The following is a 17,621-nucleotide window of genomic DNA, read 5'->3' as shown; positions in this document are numbered from 1 at the left end:
AAATTATATGGAATCAATTCTATTTCAATAGTTCAAAATCCTCTTTTTTTTCATTAATTTGTGATATAAATCATAAGAAAATGAAAAATATTCGATTCGGAGTCATCTTACATTTGACTTTATTATTGGGAGTTACGTCTGTTTGGGCGCAACAAACCCCAACAAATGCATCTGGTAATGCAGTTTCAAAATACGATTATCATGATGCTTTTGCTCCACATTTTTACTCAAAAAATGGAACAAGTACACGTTCCGCAAGCGGGCAACCAGGCGCTGAATATTGGCAAAACAGTGCCGATTATAAATTAACGGCAAAATTGGATGAAAAAAACAACGAAATTTCAGGTACAGGAATCATAACCTATACGAATAACAGTCCAGATAAATTGGCTTTTGTTTGGATGAACTTAGACCAGAATTTATTCAAAGCAGATTCCCGTGGAAATGCAGTTGTGCCTTTGACAGGAAGTAGAAATGGGGCTCAAGGCCAAGTTTTTGATGGCGGTCATAAAATAAAATCGGTGAAAGTTATCACAACTGTAAAAGGTGTAGCTACTGAAGCCACTGCAAAATATGTGGTTACGGATACGAGAATGCAGGTTTTTCTTCCGCAGGGATTAAATCCAAAAGGTGGTTCTGTTAAAATCAAAATCGACTTTTCTTTTATAGCGCCTTTTGAAGGTTCGGACAGAATGGGAGTTTTAGAAACTAAAAATGGAAAAATTTTCACCATTGCGCAATGGTATCCGCGTATGTGTGTGTATGATGATGTTAGAGGTTGGAATACGAATCCATATTTAGGAGCATCGGAATTTTACCTAGAATACGGGGAATTTGATGTGAGTATTACAGCGCCAGCGAATCATATTGTGGTTGCATCAGGTGAATTACTAAATCCTACAGCGGTTTATTCTACTGTGGAGCAAAATAGATTGGCACAAGCAAAACAAAGTGATAAAACAGTTTTTATCCGTACTGCAGCAGAGGTTGAAAATTCATCAAAAATAGTTTCAGCAGCTACTAAAACATGGTATTATAAAATTAAAAATGCCCGTGATTTTTCTTGGTCATCTTCAGCGGCATTTATTTTAGACGCTGCAAAAATCAATTTGCCTAGTGGAAAAAAATCATTGGCTATCTCTGTTTATCCGGTGGAAAGTGCAGGCGACGCAGCTTGGGGACGTTCGACAGAATATACTAAAGCTTCTATTGAAAATTATTCTAAAAGATGGTTAGAATATCCATATCCAGCGGCTACAAATGTTGCCGGAAACGAAGGCGGTATGGAATATCCAGGAATTGTTTTTTGTAGCTGGGAGTCTAAAGGCGAGGATTTATGGGGCGTTACAGATCATGAATTTGGTCACATTTGGTTTCCTATGATTGTTGGATCTAACGAAAGAATGTTTGCTTGGATGGATGAAGGTTTTAATACTTTTATTAATTCATTAAGTTCTGTAGATTTCAATAATGGCGAGTACAAAGAAAAGCCGGTTGACATGCATCAAAGAGCGGAAGTATATACAAGTCCGAATCTGGAAACTATAATGAGTTCTCCGGATAATATGAAGGAAAAAAACATAGGTCTTTTAGCGTATTCTAAACCAAGTTCTGGATTAGTGATTTTGCGTGAACAAGTTCTTGGACCAGAGCGTTTTGATTTAGCTTTGAAAACTTATATTGAGCGTTGGGCATACAAACATCCACAACCGGACGATTTCTTTAGAACAATTGAAAATGTAGCTGGTGAAGATTTGAGTTGGTTTTGGAGAGGTTGGTTCCAAAATAATTGGCGATTAGACCAAGGAATTAATTCGATTAAATACGTGAAAAACGACCCAAAACAAGGAGTTGTAATTTCGATTGAAAACTTCGAAAAAATGGCAATGCCAGTAAGTTTAGACATAAAAACGAAAAGCGGGCAACTAACACGTGTTAAATTGCCGGTTGAAGTTTGGCAAAGAAACAAAGCGTGGTCTTTCAAACACAATTCTACAGTAGAAATTGAGAGCATTACATTAGACCCTGATCATGTTTTACCGGATACCAATACAGCAAATAATACTTGGACTTCAGATAAAGGTTTGATTGAAAAAGATGTAATTCTAGATGGTTATTTAGGAGTTTTTTCTACAAAAATGGCGCCGCTAAAAATTACTTTTTCAGAGAAAAATGGTGCGTTAAATGTTTTGATAACGAATTATCCAAGTTTTACGGTGGAACCAATTGGGAAAAACACTTTTGAATCGAAACAAGCGGGACTTAAATTTGAATTTAATGACAGTTTAAATGGATTTGACATGACAGTTCCTGAAGGACAAAAAATACCTTTTACCAGAGATAAATAGTATTTAGAAATATAATTAAAATAAAAAAGACTTGTAGCAATTAATGTTACAAGTCTTTTTTTTTATATAAGCAATTTTTTTCTAAAGCTACTTTGGAATTTGTTGGCTTAGGCAATGTAATGTTCCAAAACCCCAAATAAAATCTGTTGCGCTAATCCCGATGATTTCCCTGTCAGGAAAACATTCTGCAAGGATGTTCAACGCTTTTCGGTCATTACTGTCGTTAAAAGTAGGAACCAAAACACAATTGTTCAAAATCAGGAAATTGGCATAACTCGCTGGTAATCGCAAGCCATCAAATTCTAAACGTTTTGGCATTGGTAAAGAAACAATTACAGGTGATTTCCCATTTTCCAGTTTGGCGTTTTGCAAGCGTTTTAAGTTGTCTTGTAATGGTTTGTAGTTGTTATCCGTTGGATCTGTTTCTACAATGGTCACAATCGTATCTTCGTTTATAAATCGGCACAAATCATCAATATGACCGTGCGTATCATCGCCTTCAATTCCGTCGCCTAACCAAATCACATTTGTAATTCCAAGATATTCCTTGAAAACGGCTTCGTAATCTGCTTTGGTGAAATTTGGATTCCGAACCTGAATATCTGGATGCATCAAGCATTCTTCCGAAGTCAATAAAGTTCCACGACCGTTACTGTCAATCGCTCCGCCTTCTACAATTACCGGTTTTCCTTTGTACATGACTTGAGTCACAGGAATATTCAGAAATTCACCCACTTTGGCAGGAACAAATTTGTCCAATTGAATGTTTTTATATTTGGCCCAACCATTAAAATTAAAGTTCAAAGCTTCTCTTTCGGTTCCGTTTTTTACTATTATCGGACCCGAATCACGCATCCAACTTCTATTGGTTTTGTGTATGATGTACGAAACGTTAGTCAATTCAACATGAGCTGTTTCCAGCATCGTATTGACTTTTTCTTTTTGGTTTTCATCGGCAACCACTAAAAAAACAGTTTCGAAAGTGGCTACTTTTTTAATGAATTCCACAAAAGCCCATTGAACGGCTTCGTATTTTCCTGGCCAATCCTTACCGTTGTGAGGAAAACACAATAAAATTCCTTGTTGCTTTTCCCACTCTGCAGGGAATCTTCTATTATTTGTAGTCATAATTAGTCAATCGCTCTTTTAGTAATATCACCAAAAGCATCAATTCTTCTGTCTCTAAAGAAGGGCCAGTTCTGACGCACATTTTCTTGTAAGTCTAAATCTACTTCGGCAATCAGGATTTCTTCTTTGTCGTGTGAAGCTTGCGCCAAAATTTCGCCTTGTGGTCCAGCAATAAATGAAGATCCCCAAAACTGAATTCCCGCCGTATCAGGCAAATATTGCTCTAATCCGATTCTGTTTGCCGCTGCAACATACACGCCATTTGCAACCGCGTGTCCTTTCATAACACTCATCCAAGCGCCATGTTGGTTTTCACCGTATTGCTCTTTTTCTTGTGGATGCCAACCAATTGCTGTTGGGTAAAACAACACTTCAGCACCTTGTAAAGCAGTCAAACGAGCCGCTTCAGGATACCATTGGTCCCAACAAATTAAGGTTCCAATTTTTCCTTTTTTAGTTGGAATAGTTTTGAAACCCAAATCACCTGGCGTGAAATAGAATTTTTCATAAAAATGTGGATCATCTGGAATGTGCATTTTGCGATACAATCCCGCTTCTGAACCATCTGTATCAATTATGTACGCACTATTATGGTAAATTCCTGCCATTCTTTTTTCGAAGAAAGGAACAATAATAACCACGCCTAATTCTTTTGCCAAAGCGCTAAAAGCAATAAACGAAGTACTGTACAATGGTTCTGCCAAAGCAAAATTATCTACATCTTCGCTTTGACAAAAATAATGACTGCTGTATAATTCCGGTAACGAAATCACTTCGGCACCAAGGTTTGCGGCATCACGAACCCAACTGATGCATTTCTTCAAGTTGTTTTCGGCAATATCATTAAGATTCAATTGAATGACCGCTATTTTATATTTTTTGTTTGGCATGACTAAAATTTTAGATTGCAAAAATAGTGAATTTTATAAAGAGTAGAAAATAGGGTTACTGAGTTTTTTAGATTTTAAAATTGTCAGTCGATTTATTGTATTGCATTTTTTTCTTAACAATTCCAAAGTTGGGAGACGTTCTAAAGCAAGAGAAGTGAAAAAAATTAATATAAAATTGGCAGTTATAAACTAAGGAGGTTTTATTTTTGTATATAGTATTATGGCTAATAAAATTGGTTAACTTTTGCGTTGCTAAACTACTATATTTTATAATTAATTAAATCTTCACGATTATGACAGACGAATTCAAAAGCATTGATAAAGAAGACATCGCTCTTCTTAAATTTCCAACAACAGACGTTCTTGACGATGTTGACGAAATAAAAACCAGAACAAGTGAAATCAATAGAGCGTTATCGCTGGGGAATTTAGAGCATTCGAAAATTAAAATTTTCTTTGAGGATAGTGAATCCAAAAAAGTTGTTGATACTACCGTTTGGGCTGTTACAGATAAAAACGTACTATTAAAGCAAGGTGTGATGATTCCAATTCATAGAATTTATAAGTTGTTTTAATCGCTCCAAGTTTTGTGCAATTGTCCCGCTCGTAGTTATTATAATTAATTGTTGTTTAATTTTTTAGTGTTCACGAGCGGGATGCTCTTGCTGGGATAGGTTTCCTTGATAAGTAATTCAATTTCTTTTGAGTTCAACTTTTATTTAATTTCGTTACTAATTCAAAAAAATACTCAATCGTTGTATTTTAATCTGGCTAAAATCGATTCAAAACGTATTCAACTTTAATTATTGATTATTTCAAATTTCTTACTTTCAAAAGTTCTTCCAAGACTTTACTTCTTTTGTTTTTAGGGTCGTTAATCATTTTGTAGATAAAATACAAAGGGATTAATGTAAGCATTCCCCAACTGTTTTTAACAACACTGTAAAATATTATTCCTACTAAAACTACAATAATCAAAGCATTAGTAATCGAAAATAATTTCATTTTTTTACTTCGTCTAATAATTCTTGGTCAGTGAATTCTGAAAAGTCTTTGTTTGTCATTGTGTATTTTGATTATTGAGCAGTCGTCAGGATAATAGAAACCAACGTTTTTGCTCTCAGCTAAGGTGGGTTTTAGAAATTACAAATGTTCAACCTAGTACTAAAGCCTCACTTTTGTCAAACCCATATTAGCAGTTCGTTGTTTTTATTCGCTAATTATTTTCGTTTGTGTTAATAATTTCTTTGCTAAATCAAGGTCAGTTGAGTTGTCACTTTTAATTGTTATAAAATATTTTGTCTGCCAAGTTTGTGTTTTTTTCGCTTGTTCGTTTATTGCAAAATCCCAAGTTGGATAAACTCTAATTCCACGTTTTCCAGTTTTTCCGTTTCGTGTTATTATTCCTTTGTAAGCTAACACCGATTTCGGAAAAATAAATTGTCCGAAATTATCGTTATTTCTTGCTGTGATAATTACAAAATCAAAATTGTCTGAATTGTCTAAAGGTTCAGTAATTCCATCTTTGTTTCGTTTCCACACCGTTACAAATTGACCTGCTTTTTTAGGTGTAATTTTAGAAATTCGTTGTTGAATTTTTCTTCCGTTAAGTTCAAAAGAGCATGCTCCGTATTCTTTACTTTCTGTATTCTGTTTTAAGTTTGTCAAGTCAAACCCGCATTCGTCATAAACCAATTCTTTCACAACTTTTAGGTCGCTATGAATTGAGTTTAAAAGTGTCAAAGTGTTTTCGGTTGTCATTTTTCCTGTCAATATTTTGTTTGTTCGTATTTTGTTTAAATGTCGTTTTGCATTGACAGCTAAAGTTCGTGTACTACAGCGGATTTGCCAAATCATCCCAAATACAATACCATCTTTAAAATCCTAAAACCCCGAATCTCGCCAAACGGCTTTTAACTGCCGTTTAGTTGTTTGCAATCATTGAATATATTATTGGTATAAAAATCAAAATGCAAATTATCAAAGGTATTATTATCGATTTCTTTCTATATTTTATTTCTTTTCCAATATTGTTTTCCCAAAATACATAATGAAGAATTAATGCTCCTATTCCAGAAAAAAGCAATGTTTGACTTTTATAGACAAAATCAATTTCTTCAAGGTAATTAACTGCAAAAAGTTGAAAAGCAGTATAAAGGACACCAAATGAAATAACAATAATTGAAACTTTAGGTTTATTCAATTTTGTAAGGTTAAATGCCATTAAAAGGCTCCCAAAAATTACTCCAAAGGCAATGGAAAATCCCCAAATGGATAACTGCGAAAACAATTCAATTGCGTTACTATCTTCAACGGAATGTTTATCCCAAGATTCTTCTCTAATTAATTCTTGCTTCTCTTTTAAGCTCTTGTGTTCAATTAATTCTTGTATTCGATTAGTTTCCTCTTCAGAAAAGATTTCTCCTCTTTGTTTTAAAATATCAAATGAATATTTTATTGATTGAGCTACAAATCTGCTTTCTGGTTGAATATAAACATATAATTCATTATTTTTTTTTACTTCTAAAACGCTCTTTTTTATAGACATTCTCTTATTACGGTTTTTTTAAATAGCGGTTAACGTTTCGCCACTTTGAGATGGCTGGAAGTTCGTAACTTTTCAGTTTTCGGCTTAACGAAAACTTGATGCGAAACGCTAATTCCACTAAGCTCCAGCTAGCTCAAAATGGCTGTTAGCGGTAGTTATTTTTTTATTTGAGCTTTAAGTGCTGCAAGTTTTTGTTTCGCTTGGTCTATTTTTTCTTTTTTCCTTAGTTCATCTAGTTTTTCATCAAGAATAATTTCAATACCTACTCTTAGAGTATCGAAATTGGCTAAACAAGTTTGCTCATCTAGTTCGTGAATGCCTAAACTAAGGATTGAATACATTAATTTGTTTTCAACAAGAAAATTTGGTAGATATGATTTCAATAATTCAATTTTGTTATCCATACGTGATTTTTGAAAATCCCCTTCATTTATTGTACCTTCTTCTATTGCTTTTACAGAAGCTTCAAATATTAAATTTTCAAAAATGCGTCTTAAATATACAAAAGAACCTATTCCAACTCCATTTGCTGCAAGTCCAATAGCTCTAGTAAACTCCTTAAGTTTTTCATTAGACAATAGTTTAGAATATTGTTTAATTTCAGAAATATGAAAATCTGCAATAGTTGGATATTGTCCAATTTTCATTAAAATACTTGTGTCTGCTCTAAAATATATATAGTAAGTAAAAATATTGTCTGTTCTCTTACATTTTATATTTACAATTCCATATCCTCCATCCTTTATAAAATAATCGCCGTTTGGTATTAAATCAGTAATTACAATAAAAGTAGAGTCAATTTTTTGCCAAGGATTATAACCTTCAAATTCTTCTTTTTTAGTGCAATCAAGAATTTTTCTGAAAATCTCATTATTTTCAGCATTTATTAAAATTTTTTCATAAATGGGAATGTCAAAAAAGAATTCGGATAATGTCATAAAAATATTTTTTGTAATTGTGTTTCTATTCTGTTAAAGCCATTCTTAACTCTGAGCTATAATTACAGCTAACTAGTGTATAAGCGCTACAAACCTTCGTATATACACCCAAATATGGGTAGATTGGCGAAAGTTCGTTTCGTTTAATGTTTTATCAAATGTATTAAAATTTTCTTACAAATTATCAAAAGGATTCTTTATTGAATGCCTTTACAATTATGAAGGGTATATATTTCTTAGTTTAGTTGTAGTCATTTCTATTTTTTCTATAGAATTTAGGAAATCGAAAAGTTGTAATTTAGCCCCGATGGAAGCGTGTATCCCACGCTTTTGGGCGTGGATACTGCGGACAGCGGGACAACTCGTGCTGGAAACCTATAAATAATCTGCTCCTAAAAAAACAAAGCGCATAAAAAAACACCAGCCTTGCGACTGATGTTCTGATGCTATTTTAAAGTTTTAGGAAGCTAAAATATCATCCTTTTGGGTTTATTTACTTTTTGCCAATTATTTTTTTGACCAGGTTTACGATTCCCAAAACAAGTAATCCAATTGCAAGTCCAATAATAAATTCAGTGACTATGGATGGTAATTGAGGCAGAATTCCATGTAAAAAATCAATTTCGTGAACAAATATGCCACCTGCCACTAAAAGCAATGCAATGGTTCCAATAACGGATAAACTCTTGATGACTTTTGGCAACGCTTTAACCAAAATGTTTCCGATAGTCTTTGAGAAGCTACGCTCTTTGGTACTCATGCTTATCAGTTTTAAACCTGCTTCATCCATGCGGACAATCAGAGCCACAATTCCGTAAACACCCACCGTTGCTATTATGGCAATGATAGTGACCACTATTATCTGCGTTGGAATAGGTTTCCCCACAACGGTACCTAATGCAATAATGATAATTTCTACAGACAGGATAAAATCAGTTACGATGGCTGATTTTATTTTTTCTTTTTCGAAGGCCAGAATTTGTTCTTCGGTCAACGGTTCTAATGAAATTGCGTGTTTTGCATGCTCATGCGGAAAGAAGTATTCGTATATTTTTTCGGCACCTTCGTAGGCTAAATAAAGTCCACCAAGAACTAAGATTATGATTACGGCCATGGGCAAAAAAGCACTTAACAAAAAGGCGACGGGTAAAATGATTACTTTATTTAGGAATGATCCTTTAGTAATTGCCCATAGTACGGGAAGTTCTCGAGACGAGATAAACCCGGATGCTTTCTCCGCATTTACGGCTAAATCATCGCCCAGAATTCCGGCTGTTTTTTTTGCAGCAACTTTACTCATTACTGCAATATCATCCATAAGTACTGCTATATCATCTAATAATGCGAAAAAACCTGATGCCATTTTGATTGTTTTAGTAACCGCGCTGAACTATTTTTTTTGAACGATTTTCCGTTTTGGCGCTTTGTTTGTTTATTCCTGCGAATCTAAAACTTTTTTTATTTACTCTATTTATAAAATGTGAAAATTTTTGTTACGGTTCACCCAAAACCTTTCTGTTTTAGTCGTACTGTTTTTAGTTACTTTTGAAATAAAAATAATCATGGGATTCAAACATGTTTTTAAAGCTAAATTAGATTGGTTTTTTTCTAAAAAGGAAGCAGCGAAATATACTAAAAGTCATTCCATTTCCATTGATGGTAAGGCTGTTATACAAGTTTCGGCTGCAAAAGCTTTCAAAGGAGATCCCGCTTTGTACAATCCTGAAGACCTTTTATTAAGTAGCGTGGTTTCCTGTCACATGATGTCGTACTTATATGTTTGCAGCCAAAATGGGATTGATGTGGTTTCCTATACGGATGAAGCAGAGGCAACTCTGGAGGTTTTGGAAGACGGAAGCGGTCGTTTTATTGCCATTAAACTGAATCCTAAAGTTGGTATTATTAACAAAGAAAAAATAGAAGAAGCGATTGGCTTGCACAAAAAAGCAAATGAACTCTGTTTTATAGCCAATTCGTGTAATTTTCCAATTCTGCATTTTCCAACATGTGAAGTTGCAAACTAATTCGAAGGCGTTTTTACTTTGTTTTCGGGAATAATTATAAAATACTAAGTAAATCATCTGTTTTGTTCCTAAAAAAAAAGTTGGGCGTTAAAAAACAGCCTTCCGACTGGTTTTCATTTCTATTCACATATTTTGATTAAAAAACTAATTAAGATTGATTTTCATTAAAAACGTCTGTTCGAATCACAAGATTCATGAGGAGATATTATAGCATAATTATGTGAAAAATAGCTGTTATATTTTACGGTTTATAAGTAGGGATAGAGAGTCTCTTGATGCTCGAGATATTTTTATATTTAATTTATTTGAGAATGTTAAGTCTGAAATCACAATTATTAATAAAAATCACATTTAATTTTTAAATACAACAAAATAACTATAAGTTTTGTTGGTGAAATTATTTGATAAACAGTTAATAAATCACATGAAAAAATTACATTACACGCTTTTTTTATTCTTTTTGGTATTTAAAATATCAGGTCAGAATGTACAAGTAAATATCATAACAAGACAAAATGACACCATAAAAGAATTTAGATTAAAAAAAGATTATTTATTCGAAAATTTGATGGTTTTGGATTTAGAAAAAAAACTAGCAGTTGTTAATGCAAAAGGTGAAAAAAGAGAGTTTTTACCCAATGAAGTTAAATCTTTTAGTTTTACAAGAGAGAATAAACGAGTTGAGTTTATTGCTATTGATGATAACTTATTTGGATTACTAATGTATTCGAATAAGTTAAAATTATTGAAAGTGATAAAACCTGGTTATACCACTGTAAATTTTTATGTTATTGTAAGGCCAAATAATGGCAAAACATCATTTATGGAAGCTATGGGACTAGGCAGGCTTATCTCCAAAAAAGTTATTAGTCGCGAAATTACTGATTGTCCAATCATATTAGAAAAGGTAGAAAATAAAATATTAAAAATTAGTGGAGAAGAAGGAGTTATAGAATTGATAAAAGAGTATGAATCAAACTGTTTTTAGTTTTGGTTAAAGTATAAATCTCCTTGAATATAAATAAAAAGACTTCACAGGTTTAAATGCTGTGAAGTCTTTTTTTTATAGATTTTAATTAAGAAACTAACTCCGTTTGATTTCTAAAAACCAGTTTTCCATCAAAAGCATCTATCAAAACAATGCTGTCTGTTGATATTTTACCTGACAGAATTTCTTTGGATAATTCATTGAGAACATCTCTTTGAATGACTCTTTTCACCGGTCTGGCGCCAAATTGCGGATCATATCCTTTTTCAGATAAATAAGCAATAGCTTCTGGTGTTGCGTCCATGGTGATGCCTTGAAGCGCGAGCATTTTGGTAACACTTTTTAGTTGTAAGCCTACAATTTGAGCAATATTTTCAGTGGTCAATGGCGTGAACATCACAATTTCGTCAATACGATTGATGAATTCCGGACGCACCGTTTGTTTCAATAATCCAAGAACCTCAACTTTTGCAGCTTCGGTTGCAGCTTCAACGCTTCCTTTTAGGTTTTCAAATTTATCTTGAATAATCTGGCTTCCCATATTAGAAGTCATGATGATAATTGTGTTTTTGAAATCGGCTAGACGTCCTTTGTTATCTGTCAAACGTCCTTCGTCCAAGACTTGCAGCAAGATATTGAATGTGTCCGGATGCGCTTTTTCAATTTCGTCCAATAGGATTACGGAGTACGGTTTTCTACGAACGGCTTCCGTCAATTGTCCGCCTTCTTCGTAACCCACATATCCCGGAGGTGCACCTACCAATCTGCTTACGCTGTGGCGTTCTTGGTATTCACTCATGTCAATACGGGTCATCGCATTTTCATCGTCAAACAGATATTCGGCTAAGGCTTTTGCCAATTCTGTTTTGCCAACTCCCGTTGTGCCAAGGAAAAGAAAAGTTCCTACCGGTTTTTTCATATCCTGTAATCCGGCACGGCTTCTGCGTACGGCATCACTCACCGCCTGAATGGCTTCTTCCTGTCCTACAACTCTGTGATGCAATTCATCTTCCAGTTTCAGCAGTTTTTCTCGTTCGCCCTGAAGCATTTTCATAACCGGAATTCCAGTCCATTTGGCTACGACTTCGGCAATATCTTCTCGGGTTACTTCTTCTTTTATCAACGAAGTTCCGGATTGGTTTTCTTGTAGTTCTTTGAGTAAAATGTCAAGACGTTCCTGTGCTTCTTTGATTTTACCATAACGAATTTCGGCTACTTTTCCATAATCACCATCACGTTCGGCGCGTTCGGCTTCGTATTTGAAATCTTCAATTTCGGTTTTTACCGCTTGAATATTGTCGACAACATCTTTTTCTGATTTCCATTTGGCAAAGATTTCGTTGCGGTCTTCTTTGAGGTTGGCCAAATCCATACCTAGAATTTTCAGTTTGCTTTCGTCCTTTTCTCTTTTAATGGCCTCGATTTCGATTTCCAACTGCATTACTTTTCGATCCAAAACATCCAGTTCTTCGGGTTTTGAATTGATTTCCATGCGTATTTTTGAAGCTGCTTCGTCCATTAAATCAATGGCTTTGTCTGGAAGGAAACGATTGGTGATATAGCGTTGCGACAATTCGACAGCAGCGATAATAGCTTCATCTTTTATTTGGACTTTATGGTGTGTTTCATATTTTTCTTTGATTCCACGTAAAATCGAAATCGCACTTTCAGTATCCGGTTCTTCAATCATTATTTTTTGGAAACGTCTTTCGAGTGCTTTGTCTTTCTCAAAGTATTTTTGATATTCATCTAATGTAGTTGCACCAATAGCGCGAAGTTCTCCACGAGCCAAAGCCGGTTTCAGAATGTTGGCCGCATCCATCGCGCCTTCGCCACCGCCGGCTCCCACAAGAGTGTGGATTTCGTCAATGAATAGGACAATGTCACCTTCAGCAGAAGTTACCTCCTTCACCACCGATTTTAATCGTTCTTCAAATTCCCCTTTGTATTTGGCACCAGCAATCAGCGCTCCCATATCAAGGGAATACACTATTTTATCTTTCAGGTTTTCAGGAACATCTCCATCTACAATTCGGTGTGCTAATCCTTCGGCAATAGCTGTTTTTCCCACTCCGGGTTCACCAACTAACATTGGGTTGTTTTTAGTTCGACGCGTTAGAATTTGCAATACCCTGCGAATTTCCTCGTCACGACCAATAACGGGATCCAGTTTTCCAGACCTTGCTAGTTCGTTGAGATTTTTGGCGTATTTATTTAAAGAATTATAGGTTTCCTCGGCAGAGGCGGATGTCACTCTTTCGCCTTTTCGCAATTCTTCTATGGCGGCTTTCAGGCCTTTTCCGGTTACGCCCTGATCTTTTAATATTTGGGCAGCCTTAGTTTTAGAATCAAAAATGGCCAAAATTAAATGCTCCACAGAAACGAATTCGTCATTCATTTTTTTAGCGATAATTTCAGCTTCATTAAGCGTCGTGTTTGCAGTCCTAGAAAGCATTATTTCTCCGCCGGAAACTTTCGGAAAACTCTGAATCGTGCTGTCCAATATTTGAAGAAATAGCGGAACATTTACATTTAATTTTTTCAAAATAAAAGGAGCCACATTTTCATCGACTTCAAAAATAGCCTTGAAAATATGTTCGTTTTCTATTTGTTGCTGTCCTTGGCTTTGTGCCAATTGTTGCGAAAGCTGTATGGCCTCCTGCGATTTGATAGTGAATTTATTTATGTTCATGATGTTATATTGTTTTGTGGTTATTTGACTAACTTTGCGAATCAATATTCAATATATATTCCAATACAATAATACAGACAAATTGACAGAAATTTCATGATTTTTATCATGTTTGAAAGTCAAAATGTCTTAAAACAAGACAATTATGAGTTTTTTTAAAAATATGTTCAACAGTTCAGAAGAAAAAGATTCAAACGAGAACAAAATCAACTGGAATGAACTTACCGATTTAGGGCAACTGAATGAAATCATTGCTGTTTCGAATGAAAAACCGGTAGCGATTTTTAAACACAGTACACGATGTAGTGTAAGTAGGATGGCACTAAAACAGTTTGAAAATGAGTTTAATAGCTCAGATAAAGTTACACCTTATTTTTTAGATTTAATAGCGCATCGTGATATTTCTAATGAAATAGCGAATCGTTTTGGAGTGACTCATCAATCGCCACAATTGATTTTAATTAAGGAAGGAAAAGCTATTTATAGTGTTTCGCACAGTGATATTGATGCGGAAGAGTTGGGGACGAAAGTCTAGCAAATAGTATTGTTTTTAAATAATTTACCGCAAATTCGCTAATTTAATGTAGTCATTAGTTAGCGAATTTGCGGTTTTATTTTGTGGACAAACCGATGAGATGATTAGTAAGCGTTCATCATTTTTTCTTTTATTTTGGCCAAACAAAGGTTGTTGATACTTCCTTCGTGTGTGTGTTTGGTTTCTTTTGGAGATTTAAAAGTACCATTTTCTAATTGTTCCGAAACCGCTTTATAGGCATCTCTAAAAGGCATTCCAGCAACTACCATTTCGTTTAAGGTATCAACCGTAAACAAATAATTGTATTTTGGATCAGCAAGTATATTGTCTTTTACTTTAATGTTCTTGATTGTAAAAATGGCAATATCCAAACACGCTTTTGGGTTTTGGTTACAAAATATTTTCAAGAAATATCATAATATTTGTAAAAATATCTTTGTTGATTTTTTTGGAATTTAACTTGTTTTTTTTCTTAAATTGTTATTTTTGATTCGATTATTAACTTAATGATATTCCTATAAATAACACAAAATCCCGATATGAAAACACTTTTGTACCTGCTAGTAGTCACTTTTAGTTGCTGTATCAATGGCCAGAGCATTACAACTAATTACGAAATAGGTAGTTTTGTTGATTATAATAAGAAAATCATTAGCGGTTACTTTGATTTTGATTATGAACCTAAAACATCGCTTAATGTTATTTATTCATCCGCAGCTAGTTTTGAAAAAGGCATTTATTATGACAACAATGGATTGAAAGTAAGTGGATTGTTGAAATATTCTCAAAGTGATAGAGCATTGAAGTTTAAATTAAATGAAAAAGATGAAGAGAAATCTATTACAGCGGATGAATCTAATGGATACATAATTGGTATAGATACATTTTCTGTAGTAAAAAATGTCATGGTAGAAGGTGTTTTTGGAGATAGAATTTCAGGTAAAAGTGAATTTGCAGAAAAGATTGAAAATGTCGCCGGAATGCAATTTTATAAATTTATGGCAGAAGGAGCAAGTGGAATTTCTTACTCTAAGTATGTTGTAAAGATTAGTGATGATTCTGATTTTGTTACTTTTCCGTCTGGTGAAGGTAAATTTAAAAAGATGGCCGCCGATGTTTTTGGAAATGACCCAGTTCTGAAAACGCAAATTGAAAATGGGAAATATGATGAGAAAGATATACCCTCTATCATAAAGATTTATAAGTACAGAAAGCTTTATCAAAGAGGGCAAAATATTTTTTATAATTCTTTTAGAGATGAAACTAATAACCCAGATAAGAGTACTTATTATTCAAAAATTGTATCGGTACAAGATTCTGTTTTTCATACAGCTCATTTTTCTAAGAATGATGTGAAAATTTATGAAGGTGATTTCACTTCTTTTTATCCTCATTATAAGCAAGGTGATTTTTTATTTTATTTTCCTAACGGAGAGGTTCGAAGAAAGCTAAGCTATAAAAATAATAAACCTAAAAAAGCAGTGGAATTTTTTGAAAATGGAAAAATTCACAGGGTATATGATATTTTGGAATTTGGAACAATTGTTTATAAATTAGTTTATAATGAACATAATGTTAATGTTCTGGATGCAAAAGGGAATGGCAGTGAAATGTTTTTAGATGTAATTACAGGAAAAAAAATTACTTATGAATATAAAGACCAGAAATTAAAAAGTGCCTATTTTACAGATTTAAATGGAGAAAAAGTATATCAAGTTTGTGAAAATAATGCAGAAATTAAGAAGATTAAAAGTTTGCAAAAATTAATTACGGAGAAAGTAACTTATCCTGTAGAATCTATTCAAAATAACAGTCATGGATATGTATTGCTTAAATGTATAGTTGATCAGTCAGGAATTGTATCAGAGATTAAACTAATTAAAGGATTAAATTCAGATTGTGATAAAGCGATATTAGATTTTTTAACTTGTTTTACAACAGAAATTTATTGGAATCCTGGAAAAGTAGAGGGAAAGGCTATAAAACAAGAAATTATTTTACCGATAGATTTTTCAATCATTGAAACTTCTTCATACAGGAATCACTATTATAATTTTAACACTTTGTTTTTTCAAAATATGATGATGCAGCAAAACATGATGATGCAGCAAAATATGATGAGAGCTCCGATGGGTAAAATTTAATTGGGAAAGGAATATTTAACTATAAAAAAACCTCGTTTAATGTTTTTTAAACGAGGTTTTTTATGAAATTCCATCTTGAAAATAGTACTAAAATGCTTTAGTCATTTTTTCTTTTATTTCCTCCAAACAAAGGTTGTTGATACTTCCTTCGTGTGTATGTTTAGTTTCTTTTGGAGATTGAAAAGTACCATTTTCCAATTGTTCTGCAACGGCTTTATAGGCATCTCTAAAAGGCATTCCAGCAACTACCATTTCGTTTAAGGTATCAACCGTAAATAAATAGTTGTATTTTGGATCTGCTAGAATATTGTCTTTTACTTTAATGTCTTTAATCGCAAAAATTGCGATATCCAAACAGGCTTTCAAGTTTTGAATCGCTGGAAACAATCCTTCTTTCAACAATTGTAAATCCCTGTGGTAGCCACTTGGCAGGTTGTTTGTGATTAAAGTGATTTCGTAAGGTAACGCTTGGATTTTGTTGCATTTCCCACGAATCAATTCAAAAACATCCGGGTTTTTCTTGTGCGGCATGATGCTCGAACCCGTGGTAAGATGGGAAGGCAAAGTGATGAAATCAAAATTCTGACTCATGTACAAACAAACATCCATCGAGAACTTCGCCAAAGTTGCCGCCACGCTGCTTATAGCAAAAGCAACTGTTTTTTCGGATTTTCCACGGCTCATTTGTGCAGCAACCGAATTGAATTTTAAGGTTTCAAAACCCAATTCTTGAGTAGTGAATGTTCTGTTGATAGGGAATGAACTTCCGTAACCTGCGGCTGAACCTAATGGATTTTGGTCCACAATTTTCAAAGCGGCATTCAGCATTGTAATATCATCAATCAAAGTTTCGGCATAAGCGGAAAACCACATTCCGAAAGAAGATGGCATAGCAATTTGAAGGTGCGTGTATCCTGGCAATAAAACATTTTGGTGTTTTTCAGCTGATTCCATCAGTAAATCAAAAAGGCTTTTTACTTGCTCTTTCAACTCTTTAACGACATCTTTCAGGTATAAATTAACATCTACTAAGACTTGGTCGTTACGAGAACGGGCCGTGTGAATTTTTTTTCCGGCGTCTCCCAATTTTACTGTAAGTAAATATTCGATTTTGGAATGCACGTCTTCAAAACTGTCTTCGATTTTGAAATTACCGTTTTCAACGTCTTTTATTATTTCTTCCAAAGCCAAAACCAAAGAAACGGTTTCGGAGTCTGTTAAAAGACCAATTTGTCCCAACATTTTTGCATGTGCAATAGAACCTAAAGCATCATATTTTGCCAGAACTAAATCAAGTTCCCTGTCGTTTCCAACGGTGAAATGTTCGATTTGCTTATCGGTTGGTATTCCTTTTTCCCAAAGTTTCATATTGTTTTTTTGTTTCAG

The 17,621-nt window shown here is 34.0% G+C and carries 15 protein-coding genes and 1 pseudogene; 6 read left to right on the top strand and 10 right to left on the bottom strand.

What is annotated here, in order from left to right:
- Positions 1-80 precede the first annotated feature (80 nt).
- On the top strand, positions 81-2,348 hold the full coding sequence (locus tag IWX80_RS15785) for a M1 family metallopeptidase (protein WP_196854288.1): 2,268 nt from the start codon (positions 81-83) through the stop codon (positions 2,346-2,348).
- A gap of 87 nt (positions 2,349-2,435) precedes the next feature.
- Here the strand turns inward: IWX80_RS15785 and IWX80_RS15780 are convergent, their stop codons facing one another.
- Together IWX80_RS15780 and IWX80_RS15775 are read right to left on the bottom strand one after the other, a co-directional pair.
- Positions 2,436-3,476, bottom strand: coding sequence for an agmatine deiminase family protein (locus IWX80_RS15780; protein ID WP_196854287.1), 1,041 nt, complete (start codon positions 3,474-3,476; stop codon positions 2,436-2,438).
- Positions 3,477-3,478: 2 nt separating this feature from the next.
- Positions 3,479-4,366, bottom strand: a complete 888-nt coding sequence (locus IWX80_RS15775; RefSeq protein ID WP_091170395.1) for a carbon-nitrogen hydrolase — start codon at positions 4,364-4,366, stop codon at positions 3,479-3,481.
- 293 nt (positions 4,367-4,659) lie between these two features.
- On the opposite strand from IWX80_RS15775, the gene IWX80_RS15770 reads away from it, so the two are divergent.
- Positions 4,660-4,941: a hypothetical protein gene (locus IWX80_RS15770; RefSeq protein ID WP_196854286.1), complete on the top strand. Its 282-nt coding sequence runs from the start codon at positions 4,660-4,662 to the stop codon at positions 4,939-4,941.
- A 235-nt stretch (positions 4,942-5,176) separates the two neighbouring features.
- On the opposite strand, the gene IWX80_RS15765 is transcribed toward IWX80_RS15770, so the two are convergent.
- From IWX80_RS15765 to IWX80_RS15745, 5 genes are all read right to left on the bottom strand, one after another.
- Complete coding sequence (locus tag IWX80_RS15765) at positions 5,177-5,371, bottom strand: FUSC family protein (RefSeq protein ID WP_196854285.1); 195 nt, start codon at positions 5,369-5,371, stop codon at positions 5,177-5,179.
- A gap of 204 nt (positions 5,372-5,575) precedes the next feature.
- Complete coding sequence (locus tag IWX80_RS15760) at positions 5,576-6,127, bottom strand: MepB family protein (RefSeq protein ID WP_196854284.1); 552 nt, start codon at positions 6,125-6,127, stop codon at positions 5,576-5,578.
- A gap of 163 nt (positions 6,128-6,290) precedes the next feature.
- Entirely contained in the window at positions 6,291-6,914 is a 624-nt protein-coding gene (locus tag IWX80_RS15755) for a hypothetical protein (RefSeq protein WP_196854283.1), read from the bottom strand.
- Positions 6,915-7,069: 155 nt separating this feature from the next.
- Positions 7,070-7,852, bottom strand: coding sequence for a hypothetical protein (locus IWX80_RS15750; RefSeq protein ID WP_196854282.1), 783 nt, complete (start codon positions 7,850-7,852; stop codon positions 7,070-7,072).
- Between the two features lie 493 nt (positions 7,853-8,345).
- Entirely contained in the window at positions 8,346-9,215 is an 870-nt protein-coding gene (locus IWX80_RS15745) for a DUF808 domain-containing protein (RefSeq protein ID WP_196854281.1), read from the bottom strand.
- Positions 9,216-9,414: 199 nt separating this feature from the next.
- Between IWX80_RS15745 and IWX80_RS15740 the strand changes: the two genes are divergently transcribed.
- Together IWX80_RS15740 and IWX80_RS15735 are read left to right on the top strand one after the other, a co-directional pair.
- Positions 9,415-9,876, top strand: coding sequence for an OsmC family protein (locus IWX80_RS15740; RefSeq protein WP_196854280.1), 462 nt, complete (start codon positions 9,415-9,417; stop codon positions 9,874-9,876).
- A gap of 424 nt (positions 9,877-10,300) precedes the next feature.
- On the top strand, positions 10,301-10,864 hold the full coding sequence (locus tag IWX80_RS15735) for a hypothetical protein (protein ID WP_196854279.1): 564 nt from the start codon (positions 10,301-10,303) through the stop codon (positions 10,862-10,864).
- Positions 10,865-10,952: 88 nt separating this feature from the next.
- Here IWX80_RS15735 and clpB read toward each other — a convergent pair whose 3' ends face one another.
- The gene (gene clpB, locus IWX80_RS15730; RefSeq protein ID WP_196854278.1) at positions 10,953-13,556 is read right to left on the bottom strand and encodes an ATP-dependent chaperone ClpB; all 2,604 of its coding nucleotides are present in this window, start codon (positions 13,554-13,556) and stop codon (positions 10,953-10,955) included.
- Positions 13,557-13,701: 145 nt separating this feature from the next.
- Here clpB and ytxJ point away from each other — a divergent pair, with 145 nt between their 5' ends.
- Positions 13,702-14,091: a bacillithiol system redox-active protein YtxJ gene (ytxJ, locus tag IWX80_RS15725; RefSeq protein ID WP_196854277.1), complete on the top strand. Its 390-nt coding sequence runs from the start codon at positions 13,702-13,704 to the stop codon at positions 14,089-14,091.
- A gap of 104 nt (positions 14,092-14,195) precedes the next feature.
- On the opposite strand, the pseudogene IWX80_RS15720 reads toward ytxJ, so the two are convergent.
- Positions 14,196-14,480: pseudogene (locus IWX80_RS15720) on the bottom strand (argininosuccinate lyase); the annotation flags it as partial.
- A gap of 150 nt (positions 14,481-14,630) precedes the next feature.
- Here IWX80_RS15720 and IWX80_RS15715 point away from each other — a divergent pair.
- Positions 14,631-16,235 carry an energy transducer TonB gene (locus tag IWX80_RS15715; protein WP_196854276.1) on the top strand — a complete coding sequence of 535 codons (1,605 nt, stop codon included), beginning with the start codon at positions 14,631-14,633 and terminating at the stop codon, positions 16,233-16,235.
- Between the two features lie 87 nt (positions 16,236-16,322).
- Here the strand turns inward: IWX80_RS15715 and argH are convergent, their stop codons facing one another.
- The gene (argH, locus tag IWX80_RS15710; protein WP_196854275.1) at positions 16,323-17,603 is read right to left on the bottom strand and encodes an argininosuccinate lyase; all 1,281 of its coding nucleotides are present in this window, start codon (positions 17,601-17,603) and stop codon (positions 16,323-16,325) included.
- Between the last annotated feature and the right edge of the window lie 18 nt (positions 17,604-17,621).

It is taken from the genome of Flavobacterium sp. CAN_S2, assembly GCF_015752255.1.
Taxonomy (GTDB): Bacteria; Bacteroidota; Bacteroidia; order Flavobacteriales; family Flavobacteriaceae; genus Flavobacterium.
Note: the sequence above shows the minus strand (reverse complement) of the source record. Positions and strands in the feature narration are given on the sequence as shown.